The following is a 19,237-nucleotide window of genomic DNA, read 5'->3' on the forward strand; positions in this document are numbered from 1 at the left end:
TACCCTCATCTTACAATTTATCAATGATAAGATGAGGGTATTATTATGAAATCCTTTATTTTTTTGGTAAAACTTGACAAACACTCATTTTCTCTTCTGATAATAGTAATTGGGCTACTTCTTGTAAATCTTGAACCGTTAGACTCTCTAATACAGTCAATGCCTCAAACAGACTCGATTCATTAAACGCATATCGTGTAAATTGATTTGCAATATATTCCGGTGAATTCAAGGAGCGTAAAAAGCCACCTATTTTCTTTTTCTTTACTCGCTCTAATGCTGCCTCATCTAATTGATCATAATTTGTGTTTAATAAAATACCTTTCAAACGCTCTTCCAGCTCATCAGGTTGCTTCGTATCGCCGCCAACCATTGCAAAACCGAAGTTATTCTCTTCCGTATAATCATACGAGAACGAATCATCAATGAGTCCTTCATTATATAAAGATTCGTAATGAACGGAACTTTTCCCAAATAAATAATCTAAAAGTAACGTAAGCGCAATTTCTTGTTTTAAAAGGGCTTCCCCTTTTTCTTTTAAGTTTGTCGCTTTAATACCGACTAAACATTTCGGTGTTTGTACAGGCATTGAAATAATTTTCTTCTTTTCATTTACCTCATCTGGTTCTTCTTCAAATGAACGCACTATTTCCGGTTGGTTTTTATAATCTTTTTTTGCTTGATTTTCACGTATCAAATCCATCGTTTTCTCTGGATCAATTGCACCTACAACAAACATCAACATATTACTTGGATGATAAAACGTTTCATAACATTCATATAGTAGGTCTTTCGTAATTTTACTAATAGACTCGATTGTACCTGCAATATCAATTTTAATCGGGTGCTTTACAAACAAGCTATCAATTAATCCAAAGTATAAGCGCCAATCTGGATTATCTTGATACATTTGAATTTCTTGCCCGATAATACCCTTCTCTTTTTCAACTGTTTTTTCAGAGAAGTAAGGCTCTTGTACGAAGTTTAACAATGTATTTAAATTTTGTTCTACATTTGATGTACATGAAAAAAGGTAAGCTGTTCTTGTGAAAGATGTGAAAGCATTTGCCGATGCCCCTTGTTTACTAAACAATTGGAAAGCATCGTGATCTTCTTTTTCAAATAGTTTATGCTCAAGAAAATGAGCAATCCCATCAGGCACACGAATCATTTCTTCTTTACCTAGTGGTACGAATGTATTATCCACAGAACCATATTTTGTCGTAAACGTTGCAAATGTTTTGTTAAATCCTTGCTTCGGTAAAATATATACATCTAATCCATTAGGAAGTTTTTCATAATAGAGTGTCTCTTTCAATTGCTCATAAACAATTTTCTCCATTTATTCTCCCTCCGTTCCATGTAAAAAGTAAATTGTATCTAGTTCAATATTTTTAGCAACTTTCACAATCTCTTCTTTCGTCACACTTTCAATGCCTGTAAGCCATTCTTCAACCGGACGCGTACGGTCTGAAATAATACCATGATACAGCATTTCCACAAATCCGCGTGGTGTATCAATTGCTTCTAATATTTGATTTTGAATGACACTTTTCGTTTGTTGCATCTCTTCTTCAGAAAAATCACCATTTTGCATTGCAAGCATTTGCTCTTTAATAATCTCTACCGCTTTTTCATAATTTTTCGCTTCAATCCCTGACATGACAAATAATAAGCCTTTATGACTTTCAAAGCGGGATGCTGCATAGTACGCTAAACTATTTTTTTCACGAACATTAACGAATAACTTCGAATGAGAAAATCCTCCAAACAATCCATTGAACAATTGCAGTGCAAAATAATCTTCGTCTTTATACGTAATAAATGTACGATAACCGATGTGTAATTTACTTTGTTTTAATTCTTGTTTTTCCACAACTTCTTTTTCTTCATTATTTCTCTTATGAAGAAGTACATTTCTTTCCCTTACAGGACGCGCTGAAATAGAAAAATACTTACTTACAAGATCAACTGCGTTTTCTGAAATATCACCAATAATATATAGATCCATCTCATCTTCAGCTAACACTTTTTGATAATATTGATACAAACTTTCATTTGTAATAGAAGAAACACTCTCTTTTTTTCCATTTGCGCTTAAACGATACGGTTCTACTTTGCACATTTCTTCAATTAAACGCTCGTTTGCATAACGCATTTTATCATCATAAGTCGCTTCAATTCGTTGCAAGAGCGCTCTCTTTTCACCTTCTACAATAGAAGGTAAAAAACTGTTCCCCTCTGTTGCTGGATGTAAAACTATATCCGATAACATAGAAAGCGCTTTTTCAAATAACGGTGGTGCATCATGTAAATATACTTCATTTGCAATGTCTACATAAATAGAGATGATATGGTCTTCTCCCTTTTTACTCACATCTACCGCCAAAGAAGATCCGTATAATTCTTCTAAATATTGACGAAGACGAATTACAGAAGGAAGCTTTTCTGTCGCACTTTGCAATACGTATGGCAATAGGGCACGCTCTGTCACCGTCTCCTCATTTAAAGGTGCTTTAAAACGAAATACAAATGTATTTGTTTTATATTTATCCGTTGGAATAATATGTACTCGTAAACCACCTAACTCATGTAACTGTTGTTCCATCAGTTTCATTTATAGCCCTCCTTTACGTATATAGGAATATTCCTCTTCAATATACAGTTTTTAGAAATGAAAAATCAACTTTTCTTCCTCACTATACTTACATTAACCCCTTTCTAAAAACTGTAATATGTAAGGAACATAGTAAAATTCCGTATTAAATATAGTCTATGTAAAAAAGCCCGCACTAATGTGCGAGCTTTTTTATACTTATCGTTTTCCTTTTTCATAAGGAGTTCCTAATGCTTTCGGAGCTTCAGAACGACCTACAAAACCAACAAGTGCTAATATTGTGAATACATACGGTAATATTGTTAATAAAACACTCGGAATTTGATCTAATACAGGAATTGTTCCACCTGTTACACTTAATGATTGCGCAAAACCAAAGAATAGTGCTGCACCTAATGCACCTAGTGGATTCCACTTCCCAAAGATCATAGCAGCTAAGGCTAGGAAACCTTGTCCTGTAATAGTTGCCCCTGAGAAGTTATTAGAAATTGACATTGCAAAAATCGCTCCACCAATTCCCGCAAACACTCCCGATATACAAACTCCGATATAGCGCATTTTATATACGTTAATCCCCATCGTATCCGCTGCCATTGGGTGTTCACCAACAGCACGCAATCGAAGACCGAACGGTGTTTTATAAATAACATACCAAACAACGAATGCTAAAATAATGGCAATATACGACGTTATTGGTACGTTTGAGAAGAATATTTTCCCTAAAACCGGAATATCCGAAAGGCCTGGAATATCAATCTTTTCAATACGATACTGAATAAAGTCAGTTTGCCCTTTATCAAAAATCTTCTTAATTGCAAATACTGTTAATCCTAGAGATAAGAAGTTAATCGCTACACCACTTACAACTTGATCCGCTCGGAATGTAATAGAAGCTACCGCATGAAGTAATGCAAATAACCCACTACCAATTGCCGCAAATAATAACGCAATCCAAGGAGTCATCGTTCCCCAAGTATCACCCATTAATAAGTTTGTAACAACTCCAATAAATGCACCAAATAGCATTAGTCCTTCTAATCCTATATTTACAACACCCGATCGTTCACTAAATACACCACCTAGTGCTGTAAAAATTATAGGTGCTGATGTATATAACGTACCCGTCACAAGAATGGCTAATATATCTAAAAAGCTCATTTATTTCCCCTCCTTGCTCATGCGTGTAAGCGCCCATCTTAACACATAACTACATGCAACAAAGAAGATGATACATGCAATAATTACGTTAATAAGCTCTGATGGTACATCTGCCTCAAAGTTCATTTGAGGGGAAGCACTTTTTAAACCACCAAATAATAAAGCTGAAAGGATAATACCAAACGGATTGTTCCCTCCAAGTAAGGCTACGGCAATCCCGTCAAATCCTACTCCTGTAAACGAAGACATTGCTGTCATACTTTGGAATGTTCCTAATCCTTCCATCGCGCCACCAATTCCCGCAAATGCACCAGCAATTGTCATGGAGAATACTACATTACGAGAAACTTTCATACCTGCATATTGAGAAGCATGTTGATTAAAACCTACCGACTTTAATTCATAACCTAAAGTTGTTCGATCTAATAAGAACCACATTAAGATAGCTACTAAAATAGCCACAATAATTCCCCAGTGAAGGCGTGAACCATCAGTAATGGAAGCAAGCCAGTCTGAAGATAATGACGCACTCTCTTTAATATCGTATGTTTTATCATTACCCTCATGTAAAAAGCGCTTAATGATGTCATATGTTACATATAATGCGATATAGTTCATCATAATTGTTACAATAACCTCATTAACTTGAAACTTGCCTTTTAAATATCCAGGAATGAATCCCCATATTCCGCCCACTAATGCTGCAAATAAAATAGATAATGGAATGTGAAGAACAGCTGGTAGCGAAACTGCATAACCGAACCAAACCGCTGCAAGCCAACCAACTAACAATTGACCTTCTACTCCGATATTAAATAAACCTGTACGAAATGCAAACGCCACCGATAAGCCAGCAAGAATAAGTGGTATCATTGTACGAAGCGTTTCACCAATTGCACTTGAACTGCCGAACATTCCTGTCCAAAGTGCACTATAACCAACAATTGGGTCATAGCCACTAACTAGCATTACAATTGCTCCGACAAGTAAGCCGAAAATAACGGATAGTACTGGGACTAAAATATTTATCGTTCGTTCTGTTAAAAGTTTTTTAGCCATTTGTACCCACCTGCTCCTTCTTTGTTCCTCCAGCCATTAACAATCCAAGCTGTTGTTCATTCGTTTCTTTCGCATCAACTATTGCTACAATTTCTCCTTCATAAATAACAGCAATTCGATCACTAACATTTAAGATTTCCTCTAACTCTAGTGATAAAAGTAGTACTCCTTTTCCTTTATCCCTTTGTTCTATTAATCTCTTATGAATAAATTCAATTGCTCCTACATCTAAACCACGTGTTGGCTGTGCCGCAATTAATAAATCTGGATCACGATCTACTTCACGTGCAATAATTGCTTTTTGCTGATTTCCACCAGATAGAGCGCGTGCTAACGTTTGTTCGCTCGGTGTACGTACATCAAACTGTTCAATAAGCGCCTTTGCTTTTTCTGTGATTTTACTAAAATTCAAAATCCCTTTCTTTGAAAATGGATTTTTATAGTACGTTTGCAGAACGATATTATCTCTAACAGAAAAATCAAGAACTAATCCGTGCTTATGACGGTCTTCTGGAATATGACCAATTCCTTCTTCTGTGATTCTTCTAACAGGCCAATTCGTTATTTCTTTCCCTTTAATTGCAATAGAACCTGACTCAACTTTTCGTAAACCAGTAATTGCTTCTATTAATTCACTTTGTCCATTTCCATCAATCCCTGCAATACCAACAATTTCCCCCGCACGAACAGTTAAGTCAAGGCCTTTTACAGCAGGTAATTGACGCGCATCTTGAACAACAAGATTTGCAATTGAAAGTACCTCTTCTTTTGGCTTAGCGTCTATTTTTTCTGTTTTAAAATTCACTTGACGTCCGACCATTAATTCTGCAAGTTTATGTTCATCCGTATTTGCAACGTCAACCGTTCCAATCCCTTTTCCTTTACGAATAATCGTACAACGATCGCAAACTTCCATAATTTCTTTCAACTTATGTGTAATAAGAACAATAGATTTGCCTTCTTGTACAAGCTTTTTCATAATTTGAATTAGCTCATGAATTTCTTGTGGTGTTAACACTGCCGTCGGTTCATCAAATATTAAAATTCCCGCTCCGCGGTAAAGTGTTTTTAAAATTTCAACACGCTGTTGCATACCAACTGAAATATCCTGTATTTTTGCATATGGATCTACAGCTAAACCATATTGTTCAGACAATTTTTGAATTTCTTTAGCAGCTTCGTCAACAGCAATTTTCCCTTTTTTCTTCGGTTCGTTTCCGAGAATAATATTCTCTGTAACTGTAAAATTATGAACAAGCATAAAGTGCTGATGGACCATTCCAATACCAAGGTCGTTTGCTATATTTGGATTTGTAATTTTTACAGGTTTTCCTTTAATTTTAATTTCACCTTGTTCTGGTTGGTACAAACCAAATAGTACATTCATTAATGTGGATTTCCCTGCACCATTTTCTCCAAGTAAAGCATGTATTTCTCCCTGCTTTACTTGCAGCGTAATATCATCATTCGCTACAATGCCTGGGAATACTTTCGTAATGTTATTCATCTCAATTACGTATTCCATTGTGTTCCTCCTTTTAACAGGGAACATTCCCCTATTACACTATTAACTTATTAAGCAATTCGGAAGTTTTATACATACAAAGGTTAGTTCTATGAACTAACCTTTGCTATTTCTCTATTTATTTTTTTAGAGAAGCTTCATATTCTTTATACTCTTTATCTGTAGCTGGTACTTTAATTTCACCATCTGTAATTTTCTTTTCAAACTCTTCTACTTTTGTTAAGATTTCAGGATTAACTTTTTTCACGTTGTCAGTTGTTTTTGCGATACCAACACCGTCATCTTTTAAGCCAAACGCTTCTATTTTACCGCCTTTTAATTTACCGTCTTTTGCTTCTTGTGCTACTTTTTCAACAGCGATATCTACACGTTTTACCATTGAAGTTAATGTTACGTTTTCAGGCATACCTTCTTGGTTTTGGTCACGGTCAACACCAATTACCCAAACATTTTCACCTTTTTTCTTACGATTTTTCGCTTCAGTGAACACGCCGTTACCTGTACCACCAGCAGCATGATAAATTACATCTACACCTTGACCATACATTGCTGATGCAAGAACTGTACCTTTTTCAGGTTTATCAAATGCTTCCGCATATTCAGATACAATTTCAATGTTTGGATTTACTGCCTTTGCACCAGCTTTAAATCCATTTTCGAATTTACTAATTAAATCACTCTTCATTCCACCAACAAATCCTACTTTATTTGATTTTGTTGACATAGCTGCTACCGCACCTACAAGGAATGATCCTTCATGATCTTTAAATGTAATACTTGTTACGTTCGGTGCATCTACAACCGTATCAACGATTGCGAATTGTTGTTTTGGAGATTCTTTTGCAACTTCTTTAATTGCACCTTCTAATTTATAACCAATTCCGAAAGATAAATCATACTTATCTTTTGAAAATTTCTTTAAGTTTGGAATATAATCTGCTTCTTTTTCAGACTGTAGGTAACGATAATTTGTCTTTTCTTTTAATCCATTATCTTTACCAAACTTTTTTAATCCTTCCCAAGAAGATTGGTTGAATGATTTGTCATCAACGCCCCCAACATCTGTAACCATACCCACTTTAAAATCTTTGTCACCCTTTTTGTCGCTACTTGCTTTATCCGAGTTACCACATGCACCTAAAACCGCACTTGCTGCTAATGTTAATGATAATAAAAGACCTGTTTTTTTCTTCATACTAGAAACCCCTCCTGAAATGAATTGTCTATTTTTTATACGCTGCTGTCCCTAACTTCTTGCTGTCACCTCCCTAAAAAGGAACTCACCTACATACGTTTTCTTAGTACGTGGAAGCTAAACTTGTCAGCTCTAAAGTAATTGATAGAATATAAGATTGGCTCATCATTTTGATCATAGTGCATTTGTTTTAAAACTAGCAGTGCCGTTTCCGGTTCACATTCTAAAATCGGTGAGATTTTCGGATGATAGCCAATTGGCTCAATGTGAGCAACCGCATATGTTATGCGCTTATGCGTGTTATTATGTATCACCGTTAGTAATGATTCTTCATTATATCCCGATAAATCCGGCAATATTTCTTTTGCAAGTTTATCGATACAATATACAACAGGTTCCCCATCTGCTGTACGCACACGCTCAATCATTACTGCATTAAAACCATCTTCACTATTAAACTTCTCTTTTTCTTCTTCTGTTAAACTTGTTGTAGATGATGATAAAAAGATAGTTCCTGGTGTTTTCCCCACACTAGAAATCATATCTGTAATGCTAGAAAGTTGTTCAATCCCTGAAGAAAATAATGGCTTTGCATTTACAAATGTTCCTACACCATGTCTACGAATGACAACATTTTCTTCTTCTAAAATACGCAGTGCTTCCCTTAAAGTCGCCCTACTTACACCAAGCTCTTTCGCTAAATCAAACTCTGATGGTAACTTCTGTCTTTCTTTGTAAGCTCCATCTTTAATTTTTTCTTTGATGTGATCAATCACCCGTAAATATAGGTGACGACTATCGGATTTTACTGACATAAGACTCCCCCGCATTTCAATTATTCGACCTCTGATGTAAGACTTCTTTTCTCTTTTTTCAACTTACAACATAATAAAATTACTAAATACTAAAAATAAGCTTAATTGTCGAATAAATATTAATAATTTTTTAAGATGAAATTTTCACTCTTTACTGCATAAAAAAAACTTTGCACCATAAACATTCCTCATTTCGAGAAAAAGTTCGGCACAAAGATCTTTTACATCCTTTGTTACACACTTTTCCCCTCATAGTCTAGCAATTCATGGTTGCCAGGTAGAAACTTATGGACCTTATCTCCAAGATTATATGAGGCAGTGATTCTTTTCGAAGTAATCTTACCACTTGCTCCCATACGTGTCAACAAAATTTAACATTTTTCTACATTAAATATCGAACGTTCACAAAAAACCACATCAAAGTATTCGTATTCTAAAGAATCACTTTGAATGTAAGCCCTTTCTTAACTGCTGAATATAGTATATAACAAAACCAGCATATAAAAAAGCCTAATTGTAAAAACAATTAGGCTTTTTTTATGAACTTTTTTCTTGTACATCATTAATGAGTACTTCTCGTGGTTTACTACCTTCATACGGACCTACTACACCATTCATTTCCATTGCATCAATTAAACGGGCTGCTCGCGTATAACCAACTCTAAACCTACGTTGCAACATAGAAACAGATGCTGTTTGCATTTCCACTACGAGCTGAACTGCTTCATCATATAATTCATCTTCTACTTCCTGCTTTGTATCAGGAACATCTTGTGGGATCATATCTTCTTGATATTGCGCTTTTTGCTGGCCAATAACATATTCTACAACCCTCTCAACTTCATCATCTGATAAAAATGCACCTTGTACACGTACAGGCTTTGATGCACCAATCGGTATAAACAGCATATCTCCACGACCTAGTAGTTTCTCTGCACCACCGCCGTCAAGAATTGTACGAGAATCTGTTTGGGAAGATACAGCGAATGCAATACGTGATGGAATATTCGCTTTAATAACTCCCGTAATAACATCAACTGATGGACGCTGCGTTGCAATAATTAAATGAATACCAGCAGCACGCGCCATTTGCGCTAAACGCATAATCGCATCCTCTACATCAGACGAAGCAACCATCATTAAATCTGCTAACTCGTCTACAATTACTACAATATACGGTAATTCGGGCTGTTTCGCTTCTGATTGACTATTATGTTCTTTAATATAGTCATTATACCCTTCAATATTACGTGTACCACTATGAGCAAATAATTCATAACGACGTTCCATCTCACTCACAACTTTTTTCAATGCTTGCGATGCTTTTTTCGGATCAGTTACAACTGGCGTTAACAAATGAGGCACACCGTTATATACATTTAACTCTACCATTTTCGGATCAATCATCATTAATTTTACTTCATGTGGTTTTGCACGCATTAAAATACTAACAATAATACCGTTAATACATACACTCTTCCCGCTACCTGTCGCACCAGCTACGAGCAAATGGGGCATTTTATTTAATCGAGCTAATACAGCTTCACCTGTAATATCTCGTCCAAGACCAATTAACAACTTCTCTTCCGGATGATTATTAGCTTTAGAATCAAGAACTTCCCTAAGTGTTACCATAGAAACTTCTGAGTTCGGAACTTCAATCCCTACAGCTGATTTCCCGGGAATTGGTGCTTCAATACGGATGTCCTTTGCAGCTAAAGCAAGTGCTAAATCATCACTTAAACTGACAATTTTACTTACTTTTACCCCCATATCAGGGTACACCTCATACTTCGTAACCGCAGGACCTCTATGTACTTTTGTTACTTTCGCTTTCACACCAAAACTTTGGAATGTACGTTCTAATTTACGAGCGTTCTCATAAATTTCCGCATTTTCATTTGTAACTTGTTTATTCTTTGGAAATTTCAATATATCAAGTGCAGGAAGCTTGTAATCTTTATTTTCTACATTTGAAAATTGCATAGGAGGTGCTTGCGTTTCCCCCTCTAGCGATTCAACGATTTTTTCTCCACGCTTTTTCTTCGGCTCTTCAATTGGCGGAGCCTCTTCGATAGACGGTGAAGTGATTAACTCTTCTTGCTCTACTTCAATTCGTTTATTCTCTTCTTCATTTACAGGATAATTCTCAGTGAAATTTGAAATAATTGGAGGATCAATTGAGATTTCTTCCATCGGCTCAATAATTTCTTCTTGTTCTGCAGCACGTTTGCTCCTTGTGCTTCTTGTTGTTTTTTTCTTTTCTGTTTGTTCAGCCGTTCTTTTGGCTCTCCAATCTTTATAATCCCCTTGCATCACTTGAAATTGACTTCTAAGAATTCTACCAACTGGAGCTAACACTTCTCCAATATGCTTATTTGTTATACAAAGTATACCGAGAATAACTAAAATAATACCAATGATATAAGCTCCTACTTCGTCAAACAAGAAGTAACATGTAGCAAACATAAGCGCACCAAACATGCCACCACCTAAATGAACACTATCTGGTCCTTTTTTCATTTCAAGAAAGAAATTATCTTTCGTACTCACAATAACAGAAGTGTTTTGCACTGCCCCGTCTTTCGTAAGAAGGTTAAATAATGTAATATGGCTAAACATTAATATCGCCAATACTATTAAATAAAAACCGATTAACCGTTTATTTAATAGATTCGGCCATCCACGTTTTATAACGAACGAAACGGATAAAGCTATTACACCTAACACACCAATTATGTACCACTCACCAAAGAAGAAGCGAAAAAATAACACAAACGATTTCCCTACAACACCTAGCTGTAAAATCGTAATGATTGAAAGTGCAAAAAGAGTTAAACCGACGATTTCATAATACAAAGTTGGCTTTATCGTACGTCTTGCCTTTGCCTTCGTCCCTCTTTGCTTTTGTTTTGCCATTTCTTCACCTCGTGTTCTACATATAAGTAAAACCCCTAAAAACTCCACTTATATGTCCGTTTTCTCTATTTTTTTCAGGTCTTTATATCTTCTATTTTTACACTTCTTGTAAAATGTTAAATAAACAGAAGAAAGCAGCCCTCTCATGGCTGCTCAACCGTCTTGTTTTTTATATTATACCATAGCTTCTAAACAAAATCCTTCTTTTTGCTAAAAGGTTATTTGCTGACCGGGCTCAAACTCTAAGTAGTGAAGCGGGTCCGTACTTAACACCCGCACAATCGAATAACCCCCACGTTCTTCTTCAGAAACCATTAATTCAACACCGTTTATATTTACGACTTTTTGACTTTCACATTGTGAATAATCAACTGGATACACAAGTTGCTCTGGCATAATTGTATATAAAATCATTGTAGCATTGTCCCTTCTGCACTATCATTCCCGCGAGCATCTATTAATTCGTTTAATTTTCGAATCGCATTTCCAATACCACCGACATCATCTATAAGACCATACTTCACTGCATCTCCACCAATTACATTCGTACCGATATCTCGCGTTAGATTCCCTTTCGCAAACATAAGCTCTTTAAAACGATCTTCCGTCACTTTCGAATGCTTCGTTACAAATCGAATGACTCTTTCTTGCATTTTATCTAAATACTCAAATGTTTGCGGTACACCTATAACAAGACCTGTTAGACGAATAGGATGAATTGTCATCGTCGCAGTTTCTGCAATAAATGAATAGTCCGTAGAAACGGCTATTGGTACCCCGATAGAATGCCCTCCACCCAGAACAAGTGATACCGTTGGCTTTGAAAGCGAAGCGACCATCTCAGAAATTGCTAGCCCTGCTTCAACGTCACCTCCGACCGTGTTTAATATTAAAAGCAAGCCTTCAATTTTCGGATTTTGTTCTATCGCAACAATTTGCGGGATAATATGCTCATATTTTGTTGTTTTATTTTGCGGCGGCAACTGAACATGACCTTCCACCTGTCCAATGATTGTTAAACAATGAATACGCGATTCATTCATTTGTGGTACATTCGTTTGTCCAAGCTGTTGAATTTTTTCCACTAATGAAGCTTCTTTCCCACCTTCTTTCGGCTCAGCCTCTTTCTCTTCATTTGTATAACGATCACGTTCTGTCATATCGCATCCCCTTTCACTCGTATATAACTATTATTTCTTAAGTTATAAATTTCATTCGATAGAGTTAAAAAAGAAAAAAGATCACCCGTAAAGGTGACCTTTTTTATACTTCCATAATAATCGGTAAAATCATAGGCTTTCTCTTCGTCTCTTCGTACAAGAATTGTCCTAATAATTCACGAATATTTTGTTTTAACATAGACCATTCAATTGAATATTCTTTAATTGATTGCTCAACAATCATACGTACAATCTCTGTAGATCTGTCAATTAACGCTTCGGATTCACGAACATATACAAAGCCACGTGAAATGATTTCTGGACCAGAGATAATTTTCTTTTCATCTTTACCAAGTGTTACAACAACTACTAATATTCCATCTTGAGATAACATTTTTCTATCTCGAAGAACGATATTACCAACGTCACCTACACCTAGTCCATCAATTAAAACATTACCAGCTTGCACTTTGCCAACTAAGTTTGCCTCATCGTCACCAAAAGCAATTACATCGCCTTTTTCTACGATAAAGATATTTTCTCTTGCAATACCTACATCTTCAGCTAAATATGCATGTGCTTTTTGCATACGAAACTCACCATGTACGGGTACAAAATATTTCGGTTTCATTAAATTTAACATTAGTTTTAATTCTTCTTGGCTACCGTGACCTGAAACGTGAACTTTTCTTTCACCGTAATAAATAACCTCAGCTCCAGCTCTAAATAACAAGTCAATAATTTTCGATACAGATATTTCATTACCCGGAATTGGAGAAGCCGCAATTATAACCGTATCACCTTTACGAATTGAAATTTGTTTATGAGCTTGCTTTGCCATTCTAGAAAGGGCTGCCATCGGTTCGCCTTGGCTACCTGTCGTTAAAATAGCTACCTTTTTCTCTGGGAAATTGTCTACTTCTTGTAGTGAAATAACCATACCCTCTGGAACATCTAAATACCCAAGACGTCTTGCGATATCTACCACTTTTACCATACTACGTCCTACAACCGCTACTTTTCGTCCTGTTTCAGCAGCTGCATCAAATACTTGTTGAATACGATGTACATTCGATGCAAATGAAGCAACAATAATACGTCCTTCTGCTCCGTAGAACACTTTAGAAATTTCTACACCAACTTCTTTTTCAGAACCTGTATAGCCTGGACGCTCAGCATTTGTACTATCAGATAGTAAGCATAGTACGCCTTCATTTCCGATTTGCGCCATTTTTCCAAGATCCGCTCCACTATTTCCAATTGGAGTTTGATCGAATTTAAAGTCTCCCGTATATACGATAGCACCTTTTGATGTATGGAAACAAACACCAACAGAATCTGGAATACTATGTGTAGTTCCAAAGAATGACACCGTTGTAGTATTAAACTCTACTGTTGAATTTGAATCGATTGTTTTTAAGTCTACGCGGCCTAACATACCCGCTTCGCCCAGCTTTTCTTGTATAAGTCCTACTGTTAATTTCGTTGCATACACTGGAATAGATAATTTACGAAGTACGTAAACAATACCACCAATATGATCTTCATGGCCGTGAGTAATAAATAAACCTTTTACTCGTTCTTGATTTTCCACTAAATATGTAATATCAGGAATAACGATATCAATTCCAAACATTTCATCTCCCGGGAACATTAATCCTGCATCTACAATAAAGATTTCAGAATCAATTTCAACACAGTACATGTTTTTCCCGATTTCACCTACTCCACCAAGAGCAAATACTTTAACAGACTCATTCTCTTTTCTCTTCATGTTGTTGCCTGGTTTAAAAATCTTTCAAACACTGATTTCACTAAAATTGCAGAGACACCAGGGGAAACTCTACAACCACCATATATTCACCGTCCAAGACGAATGTCCTTACCGTTATGCGATATCATGTCCTTGTTTATTTTTTAAACCAGGTTTCACCTCTCTTTCATTATATAAATCAAATATCTTATTCGATATGATATGAAAATGTAATCAAATTATAATTTTTACCAATTTTGCTAAGCATACCCGTACTAAGCTACTTAGCCATATTATACCTGATACAAGAAATAGAACACAAGTTAAATCGTGCGAAAGAAAAAGTAAAAGAACGGAATTACAACAAAAGTATCGAACCTATTTCCTTTATGTTTACTTCGATTTTATACTTCATATTATTTTGAAGAAATATCCATAAATACTAAATTAATTTCATAATATGGATTTTCAAGACTTATTTTTCTAGAATCGAACAAAACACTTACAAAATGTAGTTTTTGTTCGATTCCCATCACATTTGAGGCAATTTCTACAATAAACAAAATCGATAGTTTATTACGTTTATACAAATGTTTATTCTAAAATAACTATGAATTTTTGCTTCCTTTAAAGGGGTACGATTATTTTCTTATATATGTTGCAATACATAATGAAGAAGCGGCTAAACAGGTGCATAATATAGATTTTATAAGAAGACATATAGATGAGAATAGAGAAGAAAAGATTTTCATACCAATAAAAAATGACCTAGTTCTACACTAGGTCATTTTTTATTAACGAGGGATAGATTGCATAACGGATTGTAACGTTACTCTTTCTTCTTCTGTTAATGGAAGAAGTGGTAAACGTACAGAACCTACATCTAATCCAACCATTTGTAACGCTGTTTTTACTGGAGTTGGGCTTGGCGCCATAAATAATGAATCCGTTACTCTTACAAGTAATTGATGTAATTTTTGCGCCTTCTTAAATTCTCCTGCTTGGAATGCCGCAATCATTTCTTGCATTTCATTTCCGATAACATGAGATGCTACAGAAACGATACCTTTCGCTCCAACTGCCATAGCTGGTAACGTTAAACCATCATCACCGCTGTATACTGCAAAGTCGTCCGCTGTTTTTTCAATGATTTCTGTCATTGTTAACACATCGCCGCCTGCATCCTTAATCGCAACAATGTTTTCTATTTCTGATAAACGAACAACTGTATCAACGGAGATTTGTACAATAGATCGTCCTGGAACGTTATATAGCATAACCGGAAGCGGCGTGCTTTCAGCAATTGCTTTAAAGTGCTGATACATTCCTTCTTGGCTCGGTTTGTTATAATACGGTGCTACTAGCATTACTGCATCAACACCAACCTCTGTTGCCTTTTTAGTTAAGTCAATAGAAGCATGCGTATTATTGCTACCTGTTCCAGCGATTACGGGCACCCTTTTATCGACAACAGATACGACATGGCGATATAACGCTACTTTTTCTTCTGAAGTTAATGTAGGAGATTCTCCTGTCGTTCCTCCTACCACGATTGCTGTTGTACCGTTATCTATTAAATAATTTACCAATTTCGTTGTCTTTGCAAAATCGATATTGCCGTTTATATCAAACGGTGTTACCATCGCGGTTGCAATTGTCCCAAAATCTATCATGGTCTCACTCCTTATTGTTCCAGTTGCTTTTCTTTTGAAAGCTCAAACGCACTATGTAATGCATTTACAGCCTCCACTAAATCAGTTTCTTTTACAAGAACCCAAATTGTCGTATGGCTATCTGCAGATTGCAGAATTTGAACACCTTTTTCCGCTAAAGCTGTAACGATTTTCGCAGTAACCCCTGGGTATCCTGCCATTCCAGCTCCTACAATAGATACTTTTGCACAATGCTCTGTCACAATTGGCTCATATCCAAGGTTCTGTAATAATTCAACTGCACGATTTGATACATTATCACTCACCGTATAAGCTACCCCAGTAGGTGAAATGTTAATTAAATCGACACTTATTCCTTCATTCGCCATTTCTTTAAACACATGCTGCTGCAAATCAAATGCTGTTTCTTTCGCAAGCACTTTAATTTGCGTTACGTTTGATACGTGAGCAATACCTGTAACAGGGCGTTCTTCTACATCACGGCCTTTTGTAGCACCGTCAGATGCTGAAATAAGCGTACCTTCACTATCAGAATACGTAGAACGTACACGAAGTGGTACTTTGGCATGCATCGCAATTTCTACTGCACGTGGATGAACGACTTTTGCACCTTGATATGCCATGTTACAAATTTCGTTATACGTTACCGTTTGAAGATGACGTGCATCTTTTACAATGCGAGGATCCGCAGTCATAACACCTTCTACATCTGTGAAGATATCGATATATTCAGCATGAAGCGCAACACCTAAAGCTGAAGCTGAAGTATCGCTACCTCCGCGTCCAAGTGTTGTCGTATCACCTTTTTTCGTTTGTCCTTGGAATCCTGTAACGACGATTACATCTACATTTTCTAACTCTTCATGTATACGATCGCAATTCATTTCAATAATCTTAGCATTCGTAAAATCATCATTTGTTACAAAACCAGCTTGTGCACCATTGAACGCTGCCGCTTTTATACCGTTCTCATTTAACATATTAGAGAAGACGATTGCAGAGATTAATTCTCCGCATGATAGTAATAAATCTTGCTCACGATTAGAAATGTGAGATTCCTCTTGATTTACAAGACTTAACAAAGTATCAGTTGCATATGGTTCACCTTTACGGCCCATAGCAGATACGACAGTAACTACTTTATAACCCGCATCTAGCGATTTTTTTATATGATGAAGCGCATGCTTACGTCCATTTTCATCACGTACGGATGTGCCACCAAATTTTTGAACAATAATTTTCATATTTTGCACCTTCTCTTAGCCGTTTACACTAATTGTAATTTTACTAAGCGCTCTGCAATTTGAACAGAATTCCATGCAGCGCCTTTTAATAAGTTATCAGATACGACCCAAAGATGGAATCCTTTATCGTTATTTAAATCTTTACGGATTCTTCCAACGAATACTTCGTTTTTACCTACTGCAGTAGCTGGCATTGGATATAACTGCTCTGCTGGGTTATCTTGCAGAACGATACCTTCCGCATTTGCAAGTAAGCTCTTTAATTCTTCTACTGTTACGCCTTCTTTTTCTACTTCGATGTAAACAGACTCAGAGTGACCTGATACAACTGGTAAACGTACACATGTTGCCGCTACTTCTAATTCAGGCATATGCATAATTTTTTTCGTTTCATTAATCATTTTCATTTCTTCAAACGTAAATCCATTATCTTGGAACTTATCAATCTGCGGAATCGCGTTAAAAGCAATTTGGAAATGTTTCTTATCACCTGATACAGGTAAAACATTCGCCTTCACTTCTTCGCCATTTAAGATTGCTTGTGATTGTTCATGAAGTTCTTCAATCGCTGCCGCACCAGCACCTGATACAGCTTGATATGTGGAAACGATTACTCGTTTTAAACCATATTGCTGACGAACTGGCTCAAGAGCTACTACCATTTGAATTGTAGAACAGTTTGGATTTGCAATGATACCATTATGTTCTTTTAAGTCGTTTTCATTTACTTCAGGTACAACAAGTGGCACGTTTTCTGTCATACGGAATGCACTTGTATTATCAACAACAATCGCACCGCGCTTCGCTGCTTCTGGCGCTAATTGTTTTGATACAGATCCACCAGCACTAAATAGTGCGATATCTACTCCTTCAAAACTTTCAGGAGTTGCCTCTTGAACTGTAAATTCTTCGCCTTTAAATACAAGTTTCTTACCTGCAGATCGTTTAGATGAAAGTAACGTTAACTTCCCGATTGGAAATTCTCGTTTCTCTAAAGTATTTAACATTTGTTCACCAACTGCGCCGGTTGCTCCAACTACAGCGACATGAAAAGTTTTTTGCTTTTCCATCACTATGCCCCTTTCTAGATACCAATCCTTCTATAACTTAGAATCAGAAGGAGTATAGAATACCCCTTCTAATCTTAATAACGTTAATTTTATCATATTCTACAGTAAGAATGATGGTTTCATCAAAAATTGTCCGTTTTTTTTCGTTTTTTAATTCATATATCTGAATTTTTCTACGACAACCGGTTGCAATTGCTTTCCTTGCAGCGCTTCTAATACTGTATCTTCCAGTAACTCCATACGAGCTACCATTGAGTTCGGTTTTTTCTCTGGTGCATCTTGACCGAATGGGACGAAATAGATGTTTTTTGTCGCCATTAGACGCATGAGGTTGACGCCAACAGGGTGATGACAATATAAATATTTCTTTTTTCTTCTATTATATATCCATTTCGCAGACTGTAAATTTTTTTATGTCCAAGTATATATATCATATTTTTCATTATATACGTAAAATAGAAAGGTGGTTAGATGATCCCTACAGCTGGTCAGCTCTAACGTTTAGGTATAGAGGTGATGAAGTTATTGGTCGATTTATTGTAAGAGGATTTGAAAATGTTTTAGAGGTAACTAATGCTAAAATTATCTTAAAAAAAGACGGACAAGGACGTTATATTCGGACAGGATAGCCCGAAAAATAGAGATTTAGGAGAATACTTATGAATGATAAAGATTATATGTATGAAGAATTAAGTGATTTTTTAGACGGAACATTTCATCAAGATATGGGAACAGTAGAAAAAGCCTTAAATGAATTTATAGAAGAAGCTCACAAAGTTTGTATTGAAAATACCATAAAGTACATAACCAAATTTTTAAAAAGTGATTTATCCACGCAAGAAAAAGAAGAATTCATTGAATATTATACTGAAATTTATTTTCCTTCTTTACAACTTACTCCTATAGAATGGCTTGAACAAACAGTTGAAACATTAAAACAAGCATAAAAAAACAATTAGTAAAAATCGACCGCCCGTAATAGGCGGTCTTTTCTTCGTATTACTTCACATTCACGTATGCATCACTAGCCGTAATATAGAACACTTACC

15 protein-coding genes, 2 pseudogenes and 1 riboswitch are annotated in these 19,237 nt (G+C 36.0%); of the genes and pseudogenes, 2 read left to right on the forward strand and 15 right to left on the reverse strand.

What is annotated here, in order from left to right:
* Window positions 1-55: 55 nt before the first annotated feature.
* The 15 genes and pseudogenes from yfmH to spoVFB form a co-directional block, all read right to left on the reverse strand.
* Window positions 56-1,342 (reverse strand): EF-P 5-aminopentanol modification-associated protein YfmH, encoded by a 1,287-nt coding sequence (gene yfmH / locus DN390_RS09395; protein WP_060631953.1) that lies wholly within the window; start codon window positions 1,340-1,342, stop codon window positions 56-58.
* Window positions 1,343-2,617: an EF-P 5-aminopentanol modification-associated protein YfmF gene (yfmF, locus tag DN390_RS09400; protein WP_147807248.1), complete on the reverse strand. Its 1,275-nt coding sequence runs from the start codon at window positions 2,615-2,617 to the stop codon at window positions 1,343-1,345.
* A gap of 198 nt (window positions 2,618-2,815) precedes the next feature.
* Window positions 2,816-3,775, reverse strand: a complete 960-nt coding sequence (locus DN390_RS09405; RefSeq protein ID WP_000008857.1) for an ABC transporter permease — start codon at window positions 3,773-3,775, stop codon at window positions 2,816-2,818.
* A complete protein-coding gene (locus DN390_RS09410; RefSeq protein WP_060631955.1) occupies window positions 3,776-4,834 on the reverse strand; it encodes an ABC transporter permease in 1,059 nt (352 codons plus the stop codon).
* Window positions 4,827-6,359, reverse strand: a complete 1,533-nt coding sequence (locus DN390_RS09415; RefSeq protein ID WP_147807249.1) for an ABC transporter ATP-binding protein — start codon at window positions 6,357-6,359, stop codon at window positions 4,827-4,829. Before DN390_RS09415 ends, DN390_RS09410 begins: the two co-directional genes overlap by 8 nt.
* A gap of 118 nt (window positions 6,360-6,477) precedes the next feature.
* Window positions 6,478-7,554: a BMP family lipoprotein gene (locus tag DN390_RS09420; protein WP_147807250.1), complete on the reverse strand. Its 1,077-nt coding sequence runs from the start codon at window positions 7,552-7,554 to the stop codon at window positions 6,478-6,480.
* 89 nt (window positions 7,555-7,643) lie between these two features.
* The gene (locus DN390_RS09425; RefSeq protein WP_000114176.1) at window positions 7,644-8,369 is read right to left on the reverse strand and encodes a GntR family transcriptional regulator; all 726 of its coding nucleotides are present in this window, start codon (window positions 8,367-8,369) and stop codon (window positions 7,644-7,646) included.
* Between the two features lie 232 nt (window positions 8,370-8,601).
* Window positions 8,602-8,703, reverse strand: a riboswitch (purine riboswitch).
* Between the two features lie 203 nt (window positions 8,704-8,906).
* Complete coding sequence (locus DN390_RS09430; protein WP_147807251.1) at window positions 8,907-11,288, reverse strand: DNA translocase FtsK; 2,382 nt, start codon at window positions 11,286-11,288, stop codon at window positions 8,907-8,909.
* A gap of 210 nt (window positions 11,289-11,498) precedes the next feature.
* Window positions 11,499-11,702 carry a YlzJ-like family protein gene (locus tag DN390_RS09435; RefSeq protein WP_060631959.1) on the reverse strand — a complete coding sequence of 68 codons (204 nt, stop codon included), beginning with the start codon at window positions 11,700-11,702 and terminating at the stop codon, window positions 11,499-11,501.
* Window positions 11,699-12,448, reverse strand: coding sequence for a translocation-enhancing protein TepA (gene tepA, locus DN390_RS09440; RefSeq protein WP_060631960.1), 750 nt, complete (start codon window positions 12,446-12,448; stop codon window positions 11,699-11,701). The genes DN390_RS09435 and tepA overlap by 4 nt, the downstream gene beginning before the upstream one ends.
* Window positions 12,449-12,551: 103 nt before the next feature.
* Window positions 12,552-14,222 (reverse strand): ribonuclease J, encoded by a 1,671-nt coding sequence (locus tag DN390_RS09445; protein WP_060631961.1) that lies wholly within the window; start codon window positions 14,220-14,222, stop codon window positions 12,552-12,554.
* Window positions 14,223-14,995: 773 nt separating this feature from the next.
* On the reverse strand, window positions 14,996-15,874 hold the full coding sequence (dapA, locus tag DN390_RS09455; protein WP_000564761.1) for a 4-hydroxy-tetrahydrodipicolinate synthase: 879 nt from the start codon (window positions 15,872-15,874) through the stop codon (window positions 14,996-14,998).
* Between the two features lie 11 nt (window positions 15,875-15,885).
* Entirely contained in the window at window positions 15,886-17,118 is a 1,233-nt protein-coding gene (dapG, locus tag DN390_RS09460; protein WP_097949872.1) for an aspartate kinase, read from the reverse strand.
* 23 nt (window positions 17,119-17,141) lie between these two features.
* Entirely contained in the window at window positions 17,142-18,188 is a 1,047-nt protein-coding gene (asd, locus tag DN390_RS09465) for an aspartate-semialdehyde dehydrogenase (RefSeq protein ID WP_063221066.1), read from the reverse strand.
* Window positions 18,189-18,338: 150 nt separating this feature from the next.
* Window positions 18,339-18,527, reverse strand: a pseudogene (gene spoVFB, locus DN390_RS09470) (dipicolinate synthase subunit B); the annotation flags it as partial.
* A gap of 107 nt (window positions 18,528-18,634) precedes the next feature.
* On the opposite strand from spoVFB, the pseudogene DN390_RS31600 reads away from it, so the two are divergent.
* Both DN390_RS31600 and DN390_RS09480 read left to right on the forward strand, forming a co-directional pair.
* A pseudogene (locus DN390_RS31600) lies at window positions 18,635-18,817 on the forward strand (WXG100 family type VII secretion target); the annotation flags it as partial.
* A 30-nt stretch (window positions 18,818-18,847) separates the two neighbouring features.
* Window positions 18,848-19,135 carry a contact-dependent growth inhibition system immunity protein gene (locus DN390_RS09480; RefSeq protein WP_147807252.1) on the forward strand — a complete coding sequence of 96 codons (288 nt, stop codon included), beginning with the start codon at window positions 18,848-18,850 and terminating at the stop codon, window positions 19,133-19,135.
* The last annotated feature ends 102 nt before the right edge of the window (window positions 19,136-19,237 follow it).

Origin of the sequence: Bacillus sp. SH7-1 (genome assembly GCF_008042405.1) — a bacterium.
GTDB classification, from domain to species: Bacteria; Bacillota; Bacilli; order Bacillales; family Bacillaceae_G; genus Bacillus_A; species Bacillus_A thuringiensis_N.

Bases quoted from the DNA above. Each gene is read 5' to 3' on its own strand.
- DN390_RS09435 (WP_060631959.1), bottom strand. From the start codon at position 11,702: ATGATTTTATATACAATTATGCCAGAGCAACTTGTGTATCCAGTTGAT.
- DN390_RS09405 (WP_000008857.1), bottom strand. From the start codon at position 3,775: ATGAGCTTTTTAGATATATTAGCCATTCTTGTGACGGGTACGTTATAT.
- dapG (WP_097949872.1), bottom strand. From the start codon at position 17,118: ATGAAAATTATTGTTCAAAAATTTGGTGGCACATCCGTACGTGATGAA.
- DN390_RS09480 (WP_147807252.1), top strand. From the start codon at position 18,848: ATGAATGATAAAGATTATATGTATGAAGAATTAAGTGATTTTTTAGAC.
- DN390_RS09415 (WP_147807249.1), bottom strand. From the start codon at position 6,359: ATGGAATACGTAATTGAGATGAATAACATTACGAAAGTATTCCCAGGC.
- yfmH (WP_060631953.1), bottom strand. From the start codon at position 1,342: ATGGAGAAAATTGTTTATGAGCAATTGAAAGAGACACTCTATTATGAA.
- DN390_RS09425 (WP_000114176.1), bottom strand. From the start codon at position 8,369: ATGTCAGTAAAATCCGATAGTCGTCACCTATATTTACGGGTGATTGAT.
- yfmF (WP_147807248.1), bottom strand. From the start codon at position 2,617: ATGAAACTGATGGAACAACAGTTACATGAGTTAGGTGGTTTACGAGTA.
- tepA (WP_060631960.1), bottom strand. From the start codon at position 12,448: ATGACAGAACGTGATCGTTATACAAATGAAGAGAAAGAGGCTGAGCCG.
- asd (WP_063221066.1), bottom strand. From the start codon at position 18,188: ATGGAAAAGCAAAAAACTTTTCATGTCGCTGTAGTTGGAGCAACCGGC.
- dapA (WP_000564761.1), bottom strand. From the start codon at position 15,874: ATGATAGATTTTGGGACAATTGCAACCGCGATGGTAACACCGTTTGAT.
- DN390_RS09420 (WP_147807250.1), bottom strand. From the start codon at position 7,554: ATGAAGAAAAAAACAGGTCTTTTATTATCATTAACATTAGCAGCAAGT.
- DN390_RS09445 (WP_060631961.1), bottom strand. From the start codon at position 14,222: ATGAAGAGAAAAGAGAATGAGTCTGTTAAAGTATTTGCTCTTGGTGGA.
- DN390_RS09410 (WP_060631955.1), bottom strand. From the start codon at position 4,834: ATGGCTAAAAAACTTTTAACAGAACGAACGATAAATATTTTAGTCCCA.
- DN390_RS09430 (WP_147807251.1), bottom strand. From the start codon at position 11,288: ATGGCAAAACAAAAGCAAAGAGGGACGAAGGCAAAGGCAAGACGTACG.